The organism is Rhodovulum visakhapatnamense, assembly GCF_004365965.1.
Taxonomy (GTDB): Bacteria; Pseudomonadota; Alphaproteobacteria; order Rhodobacterales; family Rhodobacteraceae; genus Rhodovulum; species Rhodovulum visakhapatnamense.
Window position 1 is genome coordinate 69,068 of record NZ_SOEB01000009.1, and the last position, 19,393, is coordinate 88,460.

At 68.4% G+C, this 19,393-nt stretch carries 17 protein-coding genes; 9 read left to right on the top strand and 8 right to left on the bottom strand.

What is annotated here, in order from left to right; all coding sequences use genetic code 11:
* Positions 1-21: 21 nt before the first annotated feature.
* Complete coding sequence (locus EV657_RS10045; protein ID WP_075786191.1) at positions 22-981, bottom strand: acetyl-CoA carboxylase carboxyltransferase subunit alpha; 960 nt, start codon at positions 979-981, stop codon at positions 22-24.
* A gap of 165 nt (positions 982-1,146) precedes the next feature.
* Here EV657_RS10045 and EV657_RS10050 point away from each other — a divergent pair, with 165 nt between their 5' ends.
* The gene (locus EV657_RS10050; protein WP_075786192.1) at positions 1,147-1,611 is read left to right on the top strand and encodes an AraC family transcriptional regulator; all 465 of its coding nucleotides are present in this window, start codon (positions 1,147-1,149) and stop codon (positions 1,609-1,611) included.
* Between the two features lie 42 nt (positions 1,612-1,653).
* Here EV657_RS10050 and cysK read toward each other — a convergent pair whose 3' ends face one another.
* The 3 genes from cysK to EV657_RS10065 form a co-directional block, all read right to left on the bottom strand.
* Positions 1,654-2,733, bottom strand: coding sequence for a cysteine synthase A (gene cysK, locus EV657_RS10055; RefSeq protein ID WP_134077802.1), 1,080 nt, complete (start codon positions 2,731-2,733; stop codon positions 1,654-1,656).
* 238 nt (positions 2,734-2,971) lie between these two features.
* Positions 2,972-3,568 carry a LysE family translocator gene (locus EV657_RS10060; RefSeq protein WP_075786194.1) on the bottom strand — a complete coding sequence of 199 codons (597 nt, stop codon included), beginning with the start codon at positions 3,566-3,568 and terminating at the stop codon, positions 2,972-2,974.
* A gap of 234 nt (positions 3,569-3,802) precedes the next feature.
* Positions 3,803-4,762, bottom strand: a complete 960-nt coding sequence (locus EV657_RS10065; RefSeq protein ID WP_134077803.1) for an L-malyl-CoA/beta-methylmalyl-CoA lyase — start codon at positions 4,760-4,762, stop codon at positions 3,803-3,805.
* A gap of 284 nt (positions 4,763-5,046) precedes the next feature.
* Between EV657_RS10065 and dgcN the strand changes: the two genes are divergently transcribed.
* From dgcN to EV657_RS10085, 4 genes are all read left to right on the top strand, one after another.
* The gene (gene dgcN, locus EV657_RS10070) at positions 5,047-6,048 is read left to right on the top strand and encodes an N-acetyltransferase DgcN (protein WP_075786196.1); all 1,002 of its coding nucleotides are present in this window, start codon (positions 5,047-5,049) and stop codon (positions 6,046-6,048) included.
* Positions 6,049-6,057: 9 nt separating this feature from the next.
* Complete coding sequence (gene dgcA / locus EV657_RS10075) at positions 6,058-7,023, top strand: N-acetyl-D-Glu racemase DgcA (RefSeq protein ID WP_134077804.1); 966 nt, start codon at positions 6,058-6,060, stop codon at positions 7,021-7,023.
* A gap of 58 nt (positions 7,024-7,081) precedes the next feature.
* On the top strand, positions 7,082-7,942 hold the full coding sequence (locus EV657_RS10080; protein WP_075786198.1) for a D-amino-acid transaminase: 861 nt from the start codon (positions 7,082-7,084) through the stop codon (positions 7,940-7,942).
* Positions 7,943-8,172: 230 nt separating this feature from the next.
* On the top strand, positions 8,173-10,056 hold the full coding sequence (locus tag EV657_RS10085) for an extracellular solute-binding protein (protein ID WP_113668197.1): 1,884 nt from the start codon (positions 8,173-8,175) through the stop codon (positions 10,054-10,056).
* On the opposite strand, the gene EV657_RS10090 is transcribed toward EV657_RS10085, so the two are convergent.
* Positions 10,031-11,116: a YihY/virulence factor BrkB family protein gene (locus EV657_RS10090; RefSeq protein WP_134077805.1), complete on the bottom strand. Its 1,086-nt coding sequence runs from the start codon at positions 11,114-11,116 to the stop codon at positions 10,031-10,033. The genes EV657_RS10085 and EV657_RS10090 overlap by 26 nt on opposite strands.
* 260 nt (positions 11,117-11,376) lie before the next feature.
* On the opposite strand from EV657_RS10090, the gene EV657_RS10095 reads away from it, so the two are divergent.
* Both EV657_RS10095 and EV657_RS10100 read left to right on the top strand, forming a co-directional pair.
* Positions 11,377-12,288: a diacylglycerol/lipid kinase family protein gene (locus EV657_RS10095; protein ID WP_134077806.1), complete on the top strand. Its 912-nt coding sequence runs from the start codon at positions 11,377-11,379 to the stop codon at positions 12,286-12,288.
* The gene (locus EV657_RS10100; RefSeq protein ID WP_113668194.1) at positions 12,285-13,073 is read left to right on the top strand and encodes a metallophosphoesterase family protein; all 789 of its coding nucleotides are present in this window, start codon (positions 12,285-12,287) and stop codon (positions 13,071-13,073) included. Before EV657_RS10095 ends, EV657_RS10100 begins: the two co-directional genes overlap by 4 nt.
* A gap of 15 nt (positions 13,074-13,088) precedes the next feature.
* Here EV657_RS10100 and EV657_RS10105 read toward each other — a convergent pair whose 3' ends face one another.
* Entirely contained in the window at positions 13,089-14,633 is a 1,545-nt protein-coding gene (locus EV657_RS10105; protein WP_134077807.1) for a DHA2 family efflux MFS transporter permease subunit, read from the bottom strand.
* A gap of 27 nt (positions 14,634-14,660) precedes the next feature.
* A complete protein-coding gene (locus EV657_RS10110; RefSeq protein WP_243837543.1) occupies positions 14,661-15,791 on the bottom strand; it encodes an HlyD family secretion protein in 1,131 nt (376 codons plus the stop codon).
* Between the two features lie 255 nt (positions 15,792-16,046).
* On the opposite strand from EV657_RS10110, the gene EV657_RS10115 reads away from it, so the two are divergent.
* Complete coding sequence (locus EV657_RS10115) at positions 16,047-16,727, top strand: TetR/AcrR family transcriptional regulator (protein ID WP_134077809.1); 681 nt, start codon at positions 16,047-16,049, stop codon at positions 16,725-16,727.
* Between the two features lie 34 nt (positions 16,728-16,761).
* Here EV657_RS10115 and EV657_RS10120 read toward each other — a convergent pair whose 3' ends face one another.
* Positions 16,762-17,523, bottom strand: coding sequence for a DeoR/GlpR family DNA-binding transcription regulator (locus EV657_RS10120; protein ID WP_075786205.1), 762 nt, complete (start codon positions 17,521-17,523; stop codon positions 16,762-16,764).
* Positions 17,524-17,779: 256 nt separating this feature from the next.
* Between EV657_RS10120 and glpD the strand changes: the two genes are divergently transcribed.
* Entirely contained in the window at positions 17,780-19,390 is a 1,611-nt protein-coding gene (gene glpD / locus EV657_RS10125) for a glycerol-3-phosphate dehydrogenase (RefSeq protein WP_134077810.1), read from the top strand.
* Positions 19,391-19,393: the final 3 nt, after the last annotated feature.

A 19,393-nucleotide genomic window follows, 5' to 3' on the forward strand; every position in this document is an offset into this window, starting at 1 on the left:
TCCGGTGCCCAGGGAGATACCTTACGCAGCCAGCCCTTTCGAGCCCATGTCGAGGAACTTTCGGCGCCGCTCGGCGATCAGCGCGGCGCGGTCCTTGCCCGCCAGTTCGCCCAACATCCCCGCGAGGTTGCGGCCGACGCGCTCGATGGTCTCCTCGCGGCCGCGCTGGGCGCCGCCGATGGGTTCGGCGATGATCCGGTCGATCACCCCGAGCTTGAGCAGATCCTGCGCGGTCAGCCGCAGCGCCTCGGCCGCCTCGCGCATCTTCTCGGCATCCTTCCACAGGATCGAGGCGCAGCCCTCGGGCGAGATCACCGAATAGACCGAATGTTCCAGCATCGCGACCTTGTTCGCCGTCGCGAAGGCGACCGCGCCGCCGGACCCGCCCTCGCCGATCACGATCGAGATCAGCGGCACACCGATCTGCAGGCATTTCTCGGTCGAGCGTGCGATGGCTTCGGACTGGCCGCGCTCTTCGGCGCCCTTGCCGGGATAGGCGCCGGGCGTGTCGACCAGGGTAACGACCGGCAGGCCGAACCGGTCGGCCATGTCCATCAGCCGCACCGCCTTGCGATAGCCCTCGGGGCGGGCCATGCCGAAATTGCGTTCCAGCCGGGTCTTGGTGTCAAAGCCCTTCTCATGGCCGATCACCACCAGCGGCTGGTCGTTGAAGCGCGCCAGCCCGCCCATCACGGCCGTGTCCTCGGCGAAGTTCCGGTCGCCCGCGAGCGGCGTGTATTCCTGGAACAGCGCCTCGATATAGTCCTTGCAATGCGGGCGGTCGGGATGGCGCGCGACCTGGCATTTCCGCCAGGGGGTGAGGTTCTTGTAGAGTTCCCTCAACAGGTCCGCGGCCTTGCGGTCGAGCGCCGACGCCTCCTGCACCACGTCCATCTCGGCATTGGCGCGGGCCAGCGCCCGAAGCTCTTCGGCCTTGCCTTCGATCTCTGCCAGGGGCTTTTCGAATTCGAGATAGTTCATCGACGCGGCTCCTTGATGCTGGCGGGGTATATGACGCCCGGCGCGGCGATTTGCAACGCCGCCGCGCGTCGACGATGCCGCGCCCGGCCTGCCACGGAACCACGGGCGGTTGACGGCTGCGGATCCCGGGGTATCGTCGGCCGACCTGCCGCCGTCGGGACGAAGATGTATCCGGTCGAGATCCGCAAGATGCCGCCGCTGACGCTGTTCGGCCTCCCGCACCGGGGGCCCTATCCCGGGATCGGCGCCACCTTCCTCAAGCTCGGCCACCTGCTCGACGCAAGCGGGCTGAGCGGGCAGGTCGTGCTGCGCGCCGGGGTCTATCACGACGACCCGGCACGGGTCGCGCCGGACAGGCTGCGCAGCCATGCCTGCTGCGGCTTCGGGGCCGAGATATGGGTGCCGCTCGCCTTCGACCGGATCGTCATCGAGGGCGGCCGGTCGGCGGTCATGACCTGTTCCGGTCCCTATTCCCGCCTCGCGGCGGCCTGGGCCTGGCTTTATGCCGAAGGTCTTCCCTCGGGCGAAAGCCCGGCTGCGGCCCCGCCTTACGAAATCTACCGAAGCCTGTACCCGGCCGTGCCGGTCGAGAGGCAGCTGACCGAAGTCGTGGTGCCGCTGACCTCATGACGCCGGCGCGCGCCCGCAAGGGAGGGCGCGCGGCCGGGCGACTCAGCCGATCTGAAAGCCCGGGGTCGAGGCCGAGATCGCCTCTTCCTCGTCGTTCATTCCTTCGCCCACCGCCTCGAACAGCGGGGTCGAAAGATACCGCTCGCCGGTATCGGGCAGCATCGCAAGGATGACCGAGCCCGGCTCGGCGGTTTCGGCCACCTGCAGCGCCACCGCGAAGGTCGCGCCGCCCGACACCCCGGTCAGGATGCCCTCTTTCGCCGCCAGCGCCCGCGCCTGTTTCAGCGCCTCGGGGCCCTCGACCGGAATGAGCTCGTCATAAAAGCCGTTGTCGAGCGCCTCCTGCAGCACCAGCGGAATGAAATCGGGCGTCCAGCCCTGGATCGGGTGCGGATGGAAGGCCGGGTGGCTTTCATCCGCCTCGCCCTCGGCATTGCGCTTTTGCGCCCGGCCCGACGCGATCAGCGCGGCATCGGCCGGTTCGCTGAGGATGATCCTGGTCCCGGGGCGTTCCTTGCGCAGGACCCGCGCGATGCCCGTGACGGTGCCGCCGGTGCCATAGCCCGACACGACATAGTCGAGCCGCTCGCCCTCGAAATCGGCCAGGATCTCGCGGGCCGTGGTGGCCTCGTGGATATCGGCATTGGCCGCCGTCTCGAACTGATGGGCCAGGAACCAGCCGTTTTTCTCGGCCAGTTCCTGGGCCTTGCGATACATCCCCATCGCCTTGTCGGCCTTGGGCGTCAGCACGACCTTGGCGCCCAGCATCCGCATCAGGCGGCGTCGCTCGACCGAAAAGCTCTCGGCCATGGTGATGACCAGCGGATAGCCCTTCTGCGCACAAACCAGCGCCAGCCCGATCCCGGTATTGCCCGAGGTCGCCTCGACCACCGTCTGCCCAGGCTTCAGCGCGCCCGACCGCTCGGCCGCCTCGATGATGTTCAGCGCCAGCCGATCCTTGACCGAGGCGCCGGGGTTGAAAAATTCGGCCTTCACGTACAGCGTGACATGGTTCGGGCCGAGATTGTTGATCCGGATCACGGGCGTGTCGCCGATCGTGTCAAGCACGCTGTCGTAGCGCCGCCCCCGTCCACTGGTTTTGCGGATTTCGTCCTCTGCCATGACCTTACCCCTTCCTTCGGTGCCGGGCCGCTCCTTGCGGGCGGCCGCCCTGAACATGCCCCGAACCATAGCACGCCCGCCGGAAAGGGCACGGGGGGCGCGGCCGGGGCGCGGCGGATAGGGAGGATGGCGGCGCGTTTCGCGATGGATCGGAACAAACGGGATCAAAGGCTCTCCGTCACGGAAATTTCGCCCCGAAAGGCGACCCAAGACGGAAAGATTTCCTGCGCGCGCCGCCTCAGTGCAAGAAGACCGGCACCAGCGATCCCAGCAGCAGAACGGCCATTGTCCGGTTGAAAAGCCGCAGCCGCTCGGGCCGCGTCAGCACGCGGCGGATCCGGGTGCCAAGCACGGTCCAGAGACCGGTCGCGGGCAGGCTCACCGCCGCGAAGGCCGCCGCCACCAAGAGGACCCCCGCAATCTCCTGCCCCGGCGCATACAGCGTCAACGCGGCCAGCGACATGGTCCAGCCCTTGGGATTGACCCACTGGAAAGCCGCGGCCTGCCAGAACGTCATCGGGCGGCCCGGGGCCGCGTCGGGCGCGGGCGGCGCGGCCCGGGCGATCTTCCAGGCCAGCCAGACCAGATAGGCCGTGCCGACCCAGGTCAGCGCGACCCGCAGCCCGGGCCAGGCCTCGAAGGCCCGCATCGCCCCAAGGCCGACCAGCACGATCATCGCGACAAAGCCAAGCGCCACCCCAAGAATATGCGGCAGGCTCCGCCTGAGCCCGAAATTGGCCCCCGAGGCCATCAGCATCAGGTTGTTCGGCCCCGGCGTGATCGAGGCGACAAGGGCGAAGGCGCCAAGCGCCAGCAGAAGGTCGAAATCGTCCATGGTCTGAACTATTGCATGTCCCGCCCCGATTGTCCGCGCTTTCCCCGCCCCTTGGGGGTCCGGGGGCAGAGCCCCCGGCGGGTCGGGGCGCGTCAGCGCCTCGAAACCGGGCTGTCAGGCACGGAGAGCACCCCGGCCACCTTTTCGGGCCTCATGCCCGGGGGTCCGGGGGCAGAGCCCCCGGCGGGTCGGATCGCGTCAGCGATCCGAAACCGGACACCCCGGTTCGCGGCTTCAGCCGGCCGCGATCATCTCGGCCTGGCGCACGATCACCTCGGCCTGCTTGATCGAGGCGATGTCCACCAGCCGCCCCTTGTAGACCGTGGCGCCCGCCCCTTCGGCCTTGGCCTTCTCCATCGCGGCCAGGATCTCGCGGGCCTCGCTCACCGCTGCCTCGGAGGGCGTGAAGACCTCGTTGGCCAGTGCCACCTGTTTGGGATGGATCGCCCATTTGCCCACCATCCCCAGCGTCGCCGACCGCAGCGCCTGGGCGCGGAACCCCTCCTCGTCCGAGAAATCGCCGAACGGCCCGTCCACGGGCAGCACGCCATGGGTCCGGCAGGCGGCCACGATCGCGGTCTGCGCCCAGTGCCACGGGTCCGACCAGTATTTCGCACCCTCCCGGATCATGTAGTAATTCTCCTGGGTGCCGCCGATGCCCGTGGTCTGCATCCCCATCGAGGCCGCGAAGTCGGCCGCGCCAAGGCTCATCGCCTGCAGCCGCGGGCTGGCCGCCGCGATCTCCTCGACATGGGCGATGCCCGCGGCCGATTCGATGATCACCTCGAAGCCCAGCCGCTTGCCGCGCCCCGTCGCCCGCTCGACCGCCGTCACCAGCGCATCGACAGCGTACAGATCGGCGCCGCAGCCCACTTTCGGGATCATGATCAGGTCCAGCCGGTCGGACGCCTTTTCCAGCAACTCGACCACATCGCGGTACCAGTAGGGCATGTCCAGCCCGTTGATCCGCACGCTCAGCGTCTTCGTGCCCCAGTCGATATCGCCGATGGCCTGGATCACATTCGCCCGCGCGGCGGCCTTGTCGTCGGGCGCCACCGAATCCTCGAGATCGAGGTTGATCACGTCCGCCGCACTGGCCGCCATTTTCTCGAAGATCGCGGGGCGCGAGCCCGGGCCGAACAACTGGCAGCGGTTCGGGCGGGAGACGGGCGCGGGCTGGATACGGAAGCTCATGATCGGATCTCTCGGTAAGGATGTGTCGTCAACGTCGGTCGGGTTGATATAATGTTGCGCCGCAGCACGCAAGCCATTTTGCCGCGCCGCAGCGCTCCCAAGGCGGGGCGCCGGCAGATCCACAGGACGAACCGCGAACGTTCCCCGTCCGCACGCATGTTTCTTCGACATAAGCGCCGCCTTTTCGCACGATCTTCGTCAAGGGGCGCGGTCTGCGCCTCAGATGCGCAACCTCTTCCGCCGCCGGGTGATAGGGTCTGCGCGACTATGAAGGAAACGCCACGATGATCGAAACCCCCTATCTTCTGTTTCTGGGCGACGCGCCCGACTCGCTGGCCGCCAAGGTGGCCCAGGGCATCCGCGACTGGCGCCCGGAGAACGCCATCGGCCAGTTCCGGATGGAGGGCTGCAAGGCCGATCTGAAGCTGCCCGATCTCGACCTCGTCGATGCCAAGGCGCGGGGCGCGAAGACGCTGGTGGTGGGCGTGGCCAACCGCGGCGGCGTGATCTCTCCCGCCTGGAAGAAGGTTCTGGTCGCCGCGCTCGAGGAAGGCTTCGACCTGGCCTCGGGGCTGCACAACCTCCTTCGGAACGAACCCGATCTTGCCGCCGTCGCCGAAGCGACCGGCCGCACCCTGCATGACGTGCGCATTCCGACCGTCGCCTACCCGATCGCCACCGGCAAGAAACGCTCGGGCAAGCGCTGCCTCGCGGTCGGCACCGACTGCTCGGTCGGCAAGATGTATACTTCGCTCGCCATGGACCGCGAGATGAAGGCGCGCGGGCTGAAATCCTCGTTCCGCGCGACCGGCCAGACCGGCATCCTGATCACCGGCGAGGGCGTGCCGCTCGATGCCGTGATCGCCGATTTCATGGCCGGCGCCGTCGAATGGCTGACGCCCGACAATGACGACGATCACTGGGACATGATCGAGGGGCAAGGCAGCCTCTTTCACGTGTCCTATTCCGGCGTGACCATGGCCCTTGTGCATGGCGGCCAGCCCGATGCGCTGGTCCTCAGCCACGAACCGACCCGCCCGCACATGCGCGGCCTGCCCGACTATCAGCTGCCGAGCCTCGAAGACCTGCGCGACGTCGCCCTGACGCTCGCCCGCGTCGCCAACCCGAAAGCCCAGGTGGTCGGCATCTCTGTAAACACCGCCGCGATGGGCGAGGACGAGGCGCTGAGCTGTCTCGAGGGTATCGAGAAACGCATGGGCCTGCCCACTGTCGACCCGTTCCGCCAGGGCGCGGGCCGTCTGGTCGACGCGCTCGACGCGATCTGAGGCGGGCGGATGCAGATTTCGGTCACTCCCGAAAGCTTCCGCCTGAAGGAGGCCTTCACCATTTCGCGCGGCTCGCGCACCGAGGCGCGCGTGCTGACCGTCCGGATCGCGTCGGGCGGCGCCACCGGCTGGGGCGAATGCGTGCCCTATGCCCGCTATGACGAGACGCTGGACAGCGTCACCGCCCAGATCGGGTCCCTGCCCCGCACGCTGACCCGCCATGGGCTGCAGGATCTGCTGCCCCCCGGGGCCGCGCGCAACGCCGTCGATTGCGCGCTTTGGGACTGGGAGGCCAAAACGGCCCGCGCCCGGGTCTGGGATCTGGCCCGCCTGCCCGCGCCGGGGCCCGAGATCACCGCCTTCACGCTGTCGCTCGACACGCCCGAGAACATGCGCGCGGCGGCGGCCAGGAACGCCCACCGGCCGCTTCTCAAGATCAAGCTCGGCACCGATGCCGACATGCCCCGGCTGGAAGCGGTGCGCGCGGGCGCGCCGAAGGCCAGGATCATCGTCGATGCCAACGAGGGCTGGACCGCCGAGGTCTATGCCGATCTCGCGCCGCATCTGGTGCGGCTGGGCGTGGCGCTGGTCGAACAGCCCCTGCCCGCCGGTCAGGACGACATGCTGGCCGAGATCGCGCGCCCGCTGCCGGTCTGCGCGGACGAAAGCTGCCATGACCGCGCCAGCCTGCCCGGACTGAAAGGCAAGTACGATCTGGTGAACATCAAGCTCGACAAGACCGGCGGGCTGACCGAGGCGCTGGCCCTGAAGAAACAGGCTCTGGCCGAGGGCTATGGCATCATGGTCGGCTGCATGGTCGGCTCGAGCCTCGCGATGGCGCCTGCCGTGCTGCTGGCGCAGGGCGCGGCGGTGACGGATCTTGACGGGCCGCTGCTTCTGGCCGAAGACCGGCCCGAACCCCTCTGCTTCGACGAGGCGGGCGTGCATGCCCCCGCCGCCGCGCTCTGGGGATGACCACCGGACCCCGGAGACCGGAGACGCCCAGCCCCGGCCCGAACGAAAGGACCTCGCGATGACCCGAACCGTCTATGTGAACGGCGACTACCTGCCCGAGACCGAAGCCCGCGTCTCGATCTTCGACCGCGGCTTTCTCTTCGCCGACGGCGTCTACGAGGTGGCGAGCGTCGTGGGCGGCAAGCTTCTGGACTTCCACGGGCACACCGCCCGCCTGCAACGCTCGCTGAAAGAGCTGGAACTGCGCTGCCCGGTCGACATGGACGAGCTGCTGGCGATCCATCGCGAACTGATCGCCCGCAACGCGGTCGACGAGGGCATGGTCTACATGCAGATCACCCGGGGCGCGCCCAGCGACCGCGACTTCCACTTCCCGGACCCCGAACAGGTGCCGCCGACCCTGGTGATGTTCACCCAGTCGAAACAGATCGTCGCGAGCAAGACTGCCGAGACCGGCATCAAGGTCATCTCGATCGACGACCTGCGCTGGGCGCGGCGCGACATCAAGACGGTGCAGCTTCTCTACGCGTCGATGGCCAAGATGGCGGCCGAAAAGGCCGGGGCCGACGATGCCTGGATGGTCGAGGACGGCTTCGTGACCGAAGGCAGCTCGAACAACGCCTATATCGTCAAGAACGGCAAGATCATCACCCGTCAGCTTGGCACCGAGATCCTGCCGGGCATCACCCGCGCCGCGGTGCTGAAATTCGCCGCCGAGGCGCAGATGGAAATCGAGGAACGCGCCTTCACCGTCGAGGAAGCCAAACAGGCCGACGAGGCCTTCTACACCTCGGCCTCGGCCTTCGTGATGCCGGTCGTGTCGGTCGATGGCGTCAGCCTCGGCGACGGCCTGCCCGGCCCGGTCTCGCGCCGCCTGCGCGAGATCTATCTCGACGAGGCGGTCAAGACCGCGATCTGAGCCTTCGGGCACCTCAATCGCCTCATTCGGCCCGGGCCCGCCGCCCGGGCCGTTTCCTTTGCGGCCTCCCGGATCGGCCGCACGATCCATCGTCGCCCGCCTGCGGTGCGGTTGGCCTCGCCCAAGCACGCCCCCGGCACAAAGGCCCCGCTGCCGCCGCTGCGCAACTGCGGGCTGTGCCCGGCCCGGCCCCGTGCTAGCCTTCGCCAAACGCCCTGCCGGAGCCCCGCATGATCCGCCCTCTCGCCGCCCTCGCCCTCACCGCCGCTCTTGGCCTTCCGCTCGCGCTGCACGCCCAGACCGCCCCGCCTGCCGCCCCCGCATCCACCGCCGAAGGCGTGGTCACCAGCCACGGCATCTCGACCTTCGGCGAACTGAAATACCCCGCCGATTTCGCTCATTTCGACTATGTGGTCCCCGACGCCCCCAAGGGCGGCACGATGAGCTTTCGCGGCACCGGGGCCTCGCGCACCTTCGACAGTCTCAACATGTTCCTCCTCGCCGGAGAGCCCGCCCAGGGGATGGAGTTGATCTATGACAGCCTGCTTGCCCCCTCTTTCGACGAACCCGACGCGGCCTACGGGCTGCTGGCCGAAAGCGTCACCTACCCGCCCGACCGGTCCTGGGCGGTGTTCCGGCTGCGCCCCGAGGCGCGCTTTGCCGATGGCAGCCCGGTCACCGCCGAGGATGTGGTCTTCACCTTCCTCACACTGCAGCAGAAGGGCGCGCCGCTTTACCGGATGGCGCTGCGCGATCTTGCTTCGGCCGAGGCCCTGTCGCCGACCGAGATCCGGATCGCCTTCGCCGAGGGGGCGCCGACGCGGGACCTGATCGGCCAGCTGGGCCAGCTGCCGATCCTGCCCGCGCATTTCTACGATGCCGTCCCCTTCGAGCGCAGTTCGCTGGAACCGCCGCTGGGTTCGGGCCCCTATGTCGTCTCCAGGGTCGAGCCCGGCAAGGCGATCGCCTATTGCCGCAATCCCGCCTACTGGGCGGCCGATCTGCCGGTGAATGTCGGCAAGGACAATTTCGACTGCTACCGCTATGAATACTACGCCGACGAGACCGGCGCCTTCGAGGCGTTCAAAAGCGGCGGCTACCTTTTCCAGGAAGAGTTCAGCTCGGCGATCTGGGCCACGGCCTACGATTACCCGGCGGTGGCGCGCGGCTGGGTCAAACGCGACGAGTTGCCCGATGCCCGGCCCTCGGGCGCGCAGGGCTTCTGGTTCAATCTGCGCCGTGCGCAATTCGCCGATCCGCGCGTGCGCGAGGCCATCGCGATGATGTTCAACTTCGAATGGGCCAATGCGACGCTGTTCTACGGGATATACCAGCGGACCGACAGTTTCTGGGAAAACACCGATCTGCAGGCCCAGGGCCTGCCCGAGGGCGACGAACTGGCCGTGCTGGAGAAATACCGCGACCGTCTGCCCGAGACCGTCTTCACCGAGCCCGCGGTCAGCCCCCCGGACCATGATGCCGCGCGCAATCTCGACCGCCGCACGCTGCGCGCGGCCGGGCGGCTCCTGGACGAGGCCGGCTGGACGGTCGACGCCCGGGGCCAGCGGCGCGACACCTCGGGTCAGGCGCTGCGGGTCGAGTTCGTCTCGGACAGCCCGGTATTCGAACGGGTCGTGCTGCCCTATCTGGCCAATCTGCAACAGCTCGGGATCGAGGCGGTCAACACCACCGTCGATGCCGCCCAGATGCAGCAGCGGCTGGAGGAGTTCGACTATGACATCACCAGCACCCGTTTCGTGCTGTCGCTGAGCCCCTCGATCGAGCTGCGTAGCCTCTTCGGCAGCGAGGCCGCCGATGCCAAAGGAAGCTACAACCTCTCGGGTCTGAAGGACCCGGTGGTCGATGCGCTGATCGAAGAGGTGATCGCGGCCCCCGATCGCGACGCGCTCGACGTTAGGGTGCGGGCGCTCGACCGGGTGCTGCGGGCGCGGCACATCTGGGTCCCGAACTGGTACAGCGGCAAGCACCGGATCGCCTATTGGGACGTGTTCGGGCGGCCTGCAAGCAAGCCGCCCTACGACCGCGGGGTCGATTTCTGGTGGTGGGACCAGGCCCGCTACGAGGCGCTCAGGTCGGCCGGGGCGCTTCGTTAGTTTGCCCCTCGTCCCGGGTCCCGGCGCCGTTGCGCGCGGGCACCGGGCCGACGTCCTCCGGATCGGCGCCGTTCAGCGCCCCGGTCTCGTCGCGCACATGATCGGCCACGTGGGCGCCCCGATGGCCTTCGGCGCGCTCGGGCCCGGTGGTGCTGTCGCGCCGGGTCAGAAGTTCCAGCTCGGCATTCAGCGCCGCGCCGATCAGCGTCACGGCCGCGCTGAGATAGAGCCAGAACAGCAGCGCCACCACCGCCCCGAGCGACCCATAAACCTCGTTCAGCCGGTCGAAGCTGCGCACATAGGCGGCCAGCGCCACCGACCCCAGCGCCCAGGCGATCACCGCGAAGATTGCCCCCGGCGTCACCCATTGCAGACGCGCGGCGCGCCGGTTCGGGCCGTAGCGGTAGACCAGCGCGATGGCGATGAACACGACGCCCAGCATCAAGAGCCATTTCAGCAGGATGATCGGCAACTCGATGGCCACCGGCAGCTTGACGAAGGCCAGGACTGCCGGGATCAGAACCACCGCCGAGAAGGCCAGCAGCGCCACGACGATCAACACCCCTGTCAGCCCGACCGCCACCGCGATGCGCAGGATAGGATTGCCACGGTTCCTTTCGCCGTAGATCGCGTTCAGGCCGCGGATCAGCCCCGCGACCGCGGCCCGCGCACTCCAGATCGCCAGAAGGACCGAGATCACGCTGGTCCAGCCCAGCGCCGAGGAACTGGCGCTGACCAGCACAGTCACCTGGCGTTGCAGGATCTCGTAGGCACCGGCCGGCAACACCTCGGCCGCCATCGAAACCTGTTCCTGCACCATCGCCGGATCAGCCAGAAAGCCCCAGATCGCGATCAGCGCAGCCAGCGCGGGAAAGATCGACAGAAAGCTGTAAAAGGCGACGCCCGCCGCGATCAGCGCGACATTGCGTTCGTCCATGCCCTGCCAGACGCGAAAGACGGCCACCCGCCAGTCGCGGGCGCTGTATTGCGCGGGACGAATCACTGCCTCGCGGCGGCGCGGGGCGGATCGGGTTTCGGTTCCGGCTTCGGCGGGGCTCATGCCATGCCCTCCGACCGGAAACAGGCTGTGCCGGACCGGGGGCCCGGGCGGGCAGACGGGAACGAAAGGTTCAAGGGCATCTCCTCCGGGGCTGCAAGATCGTGGCATTCAACGCGCGAGACCGCGCGCGGTTCCCGCCATTGGCGAACGTGGCCTCGCAGGCAAGCGTTGACGGGTTGCGGCATGGAACGGCTGGCAACCCGGGGCGTTGCGGCTCTGCCCTGCCCGGAACCGGGCGCTTCAAAGGACACCCGCCACCGATGACCCGCCCCGCCGCCGTCTGCCTCATCGTCAACGACCGCGCCGGAGACCATTCCGGCCCGGCCTCTCGCAGCGAGATGCTGCGCGATCTTCTCGACCGAACCGGGCTCGAGGCCGAGATCCGCAGCCCGCGCCCCGGCCAGAGCCTGACGGCGCTGGCCCATGAGGCGCTGGACCAGGGTTGCGGCACGCTGGTTGCAGCGGGCGGCGACGGCACGATCTGCGCCGTGGCCGAGGCCTGCCATGACCGCGACGCGACGCTTGGCGTGATCCCGCAAGGCACGTTCAACTATTTCGCGCGCGGGCTCGGCATCCCGCTGGACCCCGAGGCGGCGGTCGCAGCACTGGCCGGAGGAACCACCGCCGAGCTGCGCCTTGGCGAGGTCAACGGCGCGGTCTTTCTCAACAATGCAAGCCTCGGGCTTTATCCCGCGATCCTCGAACGGCGCGAGACCACCTATCGCCGCTGGGGCCGGAGCCGCGCCGCCGCCTACTGGTCGGTGGCCCAGACGCTGGTCGGCATGCGCCGGGCGATGCGGCTGCGGATCGACCTTGACGGCCAGACCCTGACCCTGCGCACACCGCTGGCTTTCGTTGCCAACAGCGCCTACCAGCTGCGGCAGTTCAATCTCGGCGGCATCGATGCGCTCGAGACGGGCGCCTTCCCGCTGTTCACCGCCCCCGCCGCCAGCCGGGCCGAGATCGCCCGGGCGACGCTGGGGCTTGCGCTGCGCGCGGCGCAGGAGGGTCAGGATTTCGAACTGCACCGCGCGTCGCGGATCGTGATCGACCCGGGGCGGCCCAGGGTCCTGGTCGCGCGCGACGGCGAACGGCAGATGATGCAGGCGCCGCTGACGATCCGCCGCCGCGACCGGCCGCTGCGCGTGCTGGTGCCGGGCGCGGCCGCGTGATCCGGATCGCGCATATCTCGGACCTGCATTTCGGCCGCACCGCGCCCGAACTGCTGGACCCGCTGCTTGACGCGCTGAACGGGGACAAGACCGATCTGGTGGCGGTCACCGGCGATCTGACCCAGCGCGCCCGGACCGGCCAGTTCCGCGCCGCGCGCGGCTTTCTCGACCGGATCGAGGCCCCCTGGCTGGCGGTGCCCGGCAATCACGACGTACCGCTCGACAATCCTTGGCTGCGGCTGCTGCGCCCTTACGCCCGCTATCGCCGCCATATCTCGGCCGATCTGGCGCCCCGGACCCAAATCGGCACGCTGACGGTTCAGGGGTTCAACACCGTCGATCCGCTGCGCTGGCAGCGCGGCAAGGTCAGGCGCCGCGATCTCGACGCGGCCTGCGCGGCCTTCGAGGGCGCGCCGGGCCCGCGTCTTGCCATGGCACATCACCCGTTCGAACAGGCCCCCGGCACGCCGAAACGTCTGATGAAACATGCCGCGCCCTCGCTCGAGGCGCTGGCGCGCTGCGGCGCCGACATCGTGCTGTCGGGCCATCTGCACCGCTGGCGGGCCGAGCCGTTCCTGACCCGCGAGGCTGGACGTCGGGTCTTGCAGGTGCATGTGGGCACCGGGCTCTCGACCCGGCTGCGCGGGCAGGAAAACGACTTCGCCCGGCTGGCCATCGAGGGCGACCAGATCGAGCTGACCCGGATGGTGGCGCGCGAGGGTGCGTTCCGGCCCGAAAGCGTCACGGTCTTCCGCAAGGGGTTGTCGGGCTGGACCGGGGTCTGAGCCGGATCGCCCGCGCTAGTGGCCGCCCCCGCCCGCCCGCTGCGGTGCCCGCATCAGGAAAGCGGTCACCGCAAGCCCCGCGAACAGCACCGCCAGCATCAGGAAGACGTCGATGAAGGACATCACCGTTGCCTGCTGGCGCACCCGCGCGGCCATCTGCGCCAGCGCCCCGGTCTGCCCGTCGAGACCGCGCGACGAGAGGTTCCCGGCCATCAGCGAAAGCTGCCGCATCGCCTCGTCATTGGTCCAGGTGATGGCCTCGCGCAGGCGGTCGTAATGGAGCGCACCCCGGTCGGAAAGCTGGGTGTTGATGACCGCCAGCCCGACCGCACCGCCAAGGTTGCGCATCAGGTTGAACAGCCCCGAGCCGCCCTTCATCTTGTCGCGCGACAGCGTGCCGAGCGCGAGGTTGTTGATCGGCACCATGCTCAGCATCAGCGACATGCCGCGCAGGATCTGCGGCACCAGCAGTTCCTGGAAATCCCACTCGGCGGTCATGCCGGTCAGCATCCAGGTCGAGATCGCGAAGCCGACGAAGCCTACAAGCAGCATCAGTCGCAGATCGACCCGGCCCGCCAGAAAGCCCGCAATCGGTGCTGTGACGAACATCGCCAGCCCCGAAACGAAGACCGTCTCGCCGATCATCAGGCTGTCATAGCCGCGGATCGAGGCCAGATAGAGCGGGTAAAGATAGGTCAGCCCGTAAAGCCCGATCCCCATCACGAAGCTGAAGGCCGACCCGACCGCGAAATTGACATTGCCGAAGGCCGACAGATCGACGATGGGCTCGTCGCGGGTCAGCACCCTGTAGAAGGTGACGATGCCGCCGACCAGCGTCACGACGACGAAGACCGCGACCGTTTCATCGGCCAGCCAGTCATTGCCCGGCCCCTCTTCCAGCACGTATTCAAGCCCGCCCAGAAACGCCGCCAGCGACAGCAGGCCCCACCAGTCGAACCGCTCGAAGAGGCTCCAGTTCGGGCGGTCGAAATCGATCAGCAGGAAGGCCCCCAGCGTCACGCCGATGCCGGGCAGCACATTTACCAGAAAGAGCCAGTGCCAGGACAGCGTGTAGCTGAGATAGCCGCCGACCGTCGGCCCGACGGTCGGCGCCAGCGTGGCGATCAGACCGATGATCGGCGAGACCACGTTGCGTTTCGAGGGCGGAAAGATGGTGAAGGCCGCAGCAAAAACCGAGGGGATCATGCCGCCGCCCAGGAACCCCTGCAGCGCGCGCCACAGGATCATCTCTTCGATGCTGGTCGAGGTGGCGCAAAGAAAGCTCGAAATGGTGAAGCCCGCCGCCGACAGCGCGAACAGATAGCGCGTCGACATCATCCGGGCGAGAAAGCCCGACAGCGGGATCATCACCACCTCGGAGATCAGATAGCTGGTCTGGACCCAGCTGATCTCGTCGGGGCTGGCGGCAAGCCCGGCCTGGATCTCGGACAGCGAGGCCGAGACGATCTGGATGTCCAGGATCGCCATGAACATGCCGAACACCATGACCACGAAGGCGATGGCGCGGCGCGGCGTCAGATGCGGCTCGTCGGCGGACATGATTTCGCGGGCCCCGGAGCGCGGCGCCTAGTGCACGCTGGCCAGCCGCGAGGCAGCCGCGTCGCCGGTGCGCGTGTCGACCGACACCACCGCCGACAGCCCGGCGCGCAGCTGTCCGGTCGCCAGCGCCTCGGGCGGCAGCTGGATGCGCACCGGCACCCGCTGCACGACCTTGGTGAAGTTGCCGGTCGCGTTCTCGGCCGGAAGCAACGAAAAGACCGCCCCGGTCGCGGGTGCGGCCGAGGTGACCTTGCCCTCGAAGCGCCGGCCGGGCAGCGCGTCCAGCGTGACCTCGACCGTGGCGCCGGGGGCGATGCCCTGCATCTGGGTTTCCTTGAAGTTCGCCTCGACATAGAGCGCATCGTCAGGGACCAGCGCGGCCAGCCGGGTGCCTGCGGTCACCAGATCGCCGGGCTCGAGCCCCAGATTGGCCAGCGTGCCGTCGGTCGGCGCACGCAGCACCGTGCGGTCGAGGTCGCGGCGGGCCTGATCCACAGCGAGTTCGAGCTGGTGCTTGTCGCCCTCGGCCTCGGCCCGCTGGGCGATCAGCACATTGACCTCGGCGCGCGCGCTGGCCACGGCGGCGGTGGTCTTGGCCAGCGTCGCCCGCGCGGTGTCGTGATCCTCGGTCGCGGTATCGAGCTGGGCCACCGCCGCAAAATTGCGCTCGACCAGCCCCTTGACCCGCTCAAGCGCGTTGGTCGCGGTGCGAAGCTGGGCCTCGGCGGCGTCGCGGTCGGCCTCGGCCTGCACGACGGCGGCGCGCGCGGCAGCGATCTGGGCGTCGATCCGGCCAAGCGTGCGATCGGCCGTGGCGGCGCGGCTTTCGGCGGTGGCCAGCGCGATGCGATAATCGTCATCCTCCAGCCGCACCAGCACGTCGCCCGCATGGACATGGGCGTTTTCCTCGACCGGCAGGCTTTTGACATAGCCCTGCACCCGGCTGGAAATCATGGCGATATCGGCCTGGACATAGGCATCGTCGGTATGCTCGACGAACCGGCCATGGGTCCAGTAACCCCAGCCGGCATAGCCCGCCCCGCCCAGCGCCAGCACCGCCAGAACCGCCAGCACCGGCTTGCGGCGCGACCGTTTCGGCGCGGCGGGACCGTCGCCGGTCGGCGGCACGGCACCGGCATCGGCAGGGGGCTCGCGCATCAGGGTTTCCGGCTTCGACATCGGGACAGCTTTCGGAGAAGGCACAGGAGCGGCGGGACGTGAGAAAGTCTGGCGGGACCGGCACAGGGCCGGATCGAACCGCGCGGTTCGATCCCCGTCTAGGGCATCGCCGCGAGTCGATCAAGGCTTTATCGAACCGGTCGGTTCGATTAAATGGTCTGACGGCGACGGGCCTGTCGACTCCCGTCAGGCCGCCAGGATCATGCCCTCGGGACCAAGAAAGGACCGGCACAGATGCCGCAAGGCGCCAGCCGAACCGACAGCGACACCTGCCCCGGCGGCCGCGTTTGCCGGCGCCATGCGGCGGGCGAGGACCCCGCCAAGCGCGACCAGATCCTGCAGGGCGCGATGAAGGAGTTCCTGGAAAAGGGCTTCGACGGCGCCAGCATGAACGAGATCTGCCGGGCCGCCGGGGTCTCGAAGGGTACGCTTTACGTCTATTTCGAGGATAAGCTCGATCTTTTCGTGGCCCTTGTAGCGCGCGAGCGCCAGGCGATCTTCGCGGGCTTCGACGCGCTTTTGAAAGGCGATCTGCCGCTCGAGGACAAGCTGACCCGGTTCGGCCAGCGCCTCGCCTCGACGATCTGCACCGATCATGTGATCCAGTGGCAGCGCACCATCGCGGGCATCGTCGACCGCATGCCCGAACTTGGGGCGCGGTTCTACGAGGCGGCCGCCCAGCGGACCCATGACGACCTGAACGCGCTTTTGCGCCGCGAACGCGCCGCCGGGCGGCTGGACGTCCCCGACCCCGAGCGGGCCAGTGCCCAGTTCATCGAACTGACCGTGGCCGGCATCTGGCGCGCCCGGCTCTTCGGCAAACGCCGGACCGACCCCGAGCCCGACGAGATCGAGGCCTCGGTCGCCTCGGCCGTTCAGGTCTTCATGGCGGCCTACGGCCGGACCAGCGGCTGACAGGGGCCTGTTGCGCCGGGCCCGAGGGGCGGCCTCAATCTGCGATCTCGACCCGGGTGTTCCAGGCCCGGCACCGCTCGGCCAGCATCCCGGGCAAGGGGCGGTCGGTGAACAGCGCATCGAGATCGCCCAGCGAGGCGATCCGCACCGGCGCGGTCCGTTCGAACTTGGTGGCGTCGGCGACCAGAAAAGTGCGCCGGGCCTGCGAAATCACGGTCTGGCTGACGCCGACCTCGCGGATGTCGAAATCCAGCAGATCGCCATCCTCGTCCAGCGCCGAACAGCCGATCACCGCGTAATCGACCTTGAAGGCCTGGATCGCCCGCATGGTCAGCGTACCGACCAGCCCCGCATCCGACCGCCGAAGCGTGCCGCCCGCCACCACGATCTCGCAATCGGGATTCTCGACCAGAATATTGGCCACGTTCATGTTGTTGGTCACGACCAGAAGGTTGCGGTGATGCGAGAGCTCGCGCGCGACCGCCTCGGTCGAGGTCCCGATATTGAGAAAGACCGACGCCTCGTCGGGGATCGCCCGGGCACAGCGCCGGGCAATGGCGGCCTTGGCCTCGGGGTTCAGGTCGCGCCGGTGTTCGTAGCCGATATTGGTCACGCCCGAGGGCAGGATCGCCCCGCCATGCACCCGCTCGAGCTTGCCCGCCTCGGCCAGATCGGCGAGGTCGCGGCGGATGGTCTGGACCGTCACCCCGAAATGTTCGGCCAGCGCCTCGACGGTGACACGGCCATCGCGGCGGGCGATGTCGAGGATGTCGGGGGCGCGCAGGGTCTGGGACATCGGCTTTCCTTTCCGCTCCAAATTGTTCGATTTGCCGACGCCCCGCAAGCGGCGCGACCCGGATTGGCGGCACAGATCGCCTGCGTTCCGCGGCGAAGACGCGCGCATGCTGCAAATGCGAAAGGCATGTTCGGCCAATCGCGCATAAGGCTGCGCGCTTCAGATCATAGCGAACAGAAAGGGAATAAAAACGAAGATTCCGATTGACGCAACTTGTCGCAGCGTGGTTCGTTGAGTCTACCGAAAGGACCGATTCATGCCCGCGCCCCTTGCGTCACCGCCCCGGCCCGATCCGACCGACCTGCTGATCGTGGGCGGCGGCATCAATGGCTGCGGGATCGCCCGCGACGCCGCCGGGCGCGGCCTGACGGTGACGCTGGCCGAAATGGGCGATCTGGCCTCGGCGACCTCCTCGGCTTCGACCAAGCTCTTTCATGGCGGGCTGCGCTATCTCGAGTATTTCGAGTTCCGACTGGTCCGCGAGGCGCTGATCGAGCGCGAGACTCTGCTGCGCGCGATGCCCCATATCAGCTGGCCGATGCGCTTCGTGCTGCCACTCGACACGCGGATGCGGTTCGATGCCAGCACGCCCGCGTCGAAACTGCTGACCTCGGTGCTGCCCTGGATGAAGGGACGGCGCCCGGCCTGGATGATCCGTCTGGGGCTTTTTCTTTACGACAGCCTCGGGGGCCGCAAGATCCTGCCCGCGACCCGCACGCTGGATCTGGCGACAGACCCGGCAGGCCAGCCGCTGAAGGACAGCTTCCAGCGGGCCTATGAATATTCCGACTGCTGGATCGAGGACGCGCGCCTGGTCGCGCTGAACGCCCGCGATGCCGCCGACCGCGGCGCCGAGATCCTGGTCCGCACCCGTGTCATCGGGGCCGCGCGCGGCCCGGACGTCTGGACGGTCACGCTGCGCGACCAGCAGACCGGCGAGGTCTTCACCCGCCGCGCCCGGATGCTGGTCAATGCCGCCGGTCCCTGGGCCGGAGAGGTGATCGGCGAGACCCTGCACGAAACCTCGTCCGACCGGGTGCGTCTGGTGCGCGGCAGCCATATCGTGACGCGAAAGCTCTTCGATCACGACCGGTGCTATTTCTTTCAGGGGCAGGACGGCCGGATCGTCTTTGCCATCCCCTACGAGACCGATTTCACCCTGATCGGCACGACCGATGCCGAACATGCCGACCCCGACACGCCCCCCGTCTGCACCGAGGCCGAGCGCGATTACCTGCTGGCCTTTGTGAACCGCTATTTCCGGCAGGACGTCACCGTCGAGGATATCGTCTGGACCTATTCCGGCGTGCGGCCGCTGCATGACGAGGGCGAGGGCTCGGCCACCGCCGCCTCGCGCGATTATGTGGTCAAGCTCGACCGCGCCGGCGCGCCGCTGCTGAACATCTTCGGCGGCAAGATCACGACCTATCGCCGCCTCGCGGAATCCGCGCTGGAGAAGATCGCCGAGGTGCAGAAGGGCCTGCCGGGCCGCTGGACCGCGGGCGTGCCGCTGCCGGGCGGGGATTTTCCGGTCGACGGCGTCGAGGATCTGATCGCGCGGCTCAGGGCGGCGCACCCGTTCCTGACCGATTGCTGGGCGCACCGTCTGGTGCGCGCCTATGGCACCCAGGCGGCAGACCTGCTGGACGGCGCGCGCAGCCCCGAGGATCTGGGCCGCGACTTCGGCGCGACCTTGACCGAAGCCGAGGTGCGCTGGCTGATGGACCGCGAATTCGCGCGCGAGGCCGCCGATGTGGTCTGGCGCCGCAGCAAGCTTGGGCTCAGACTGAGCCGGGATCAGATTGCCGGGCTTGACGCCTGGATGACGGAAAGACGCCTGGAGGACATGCCAGCCGCCGCCGAATAGGCG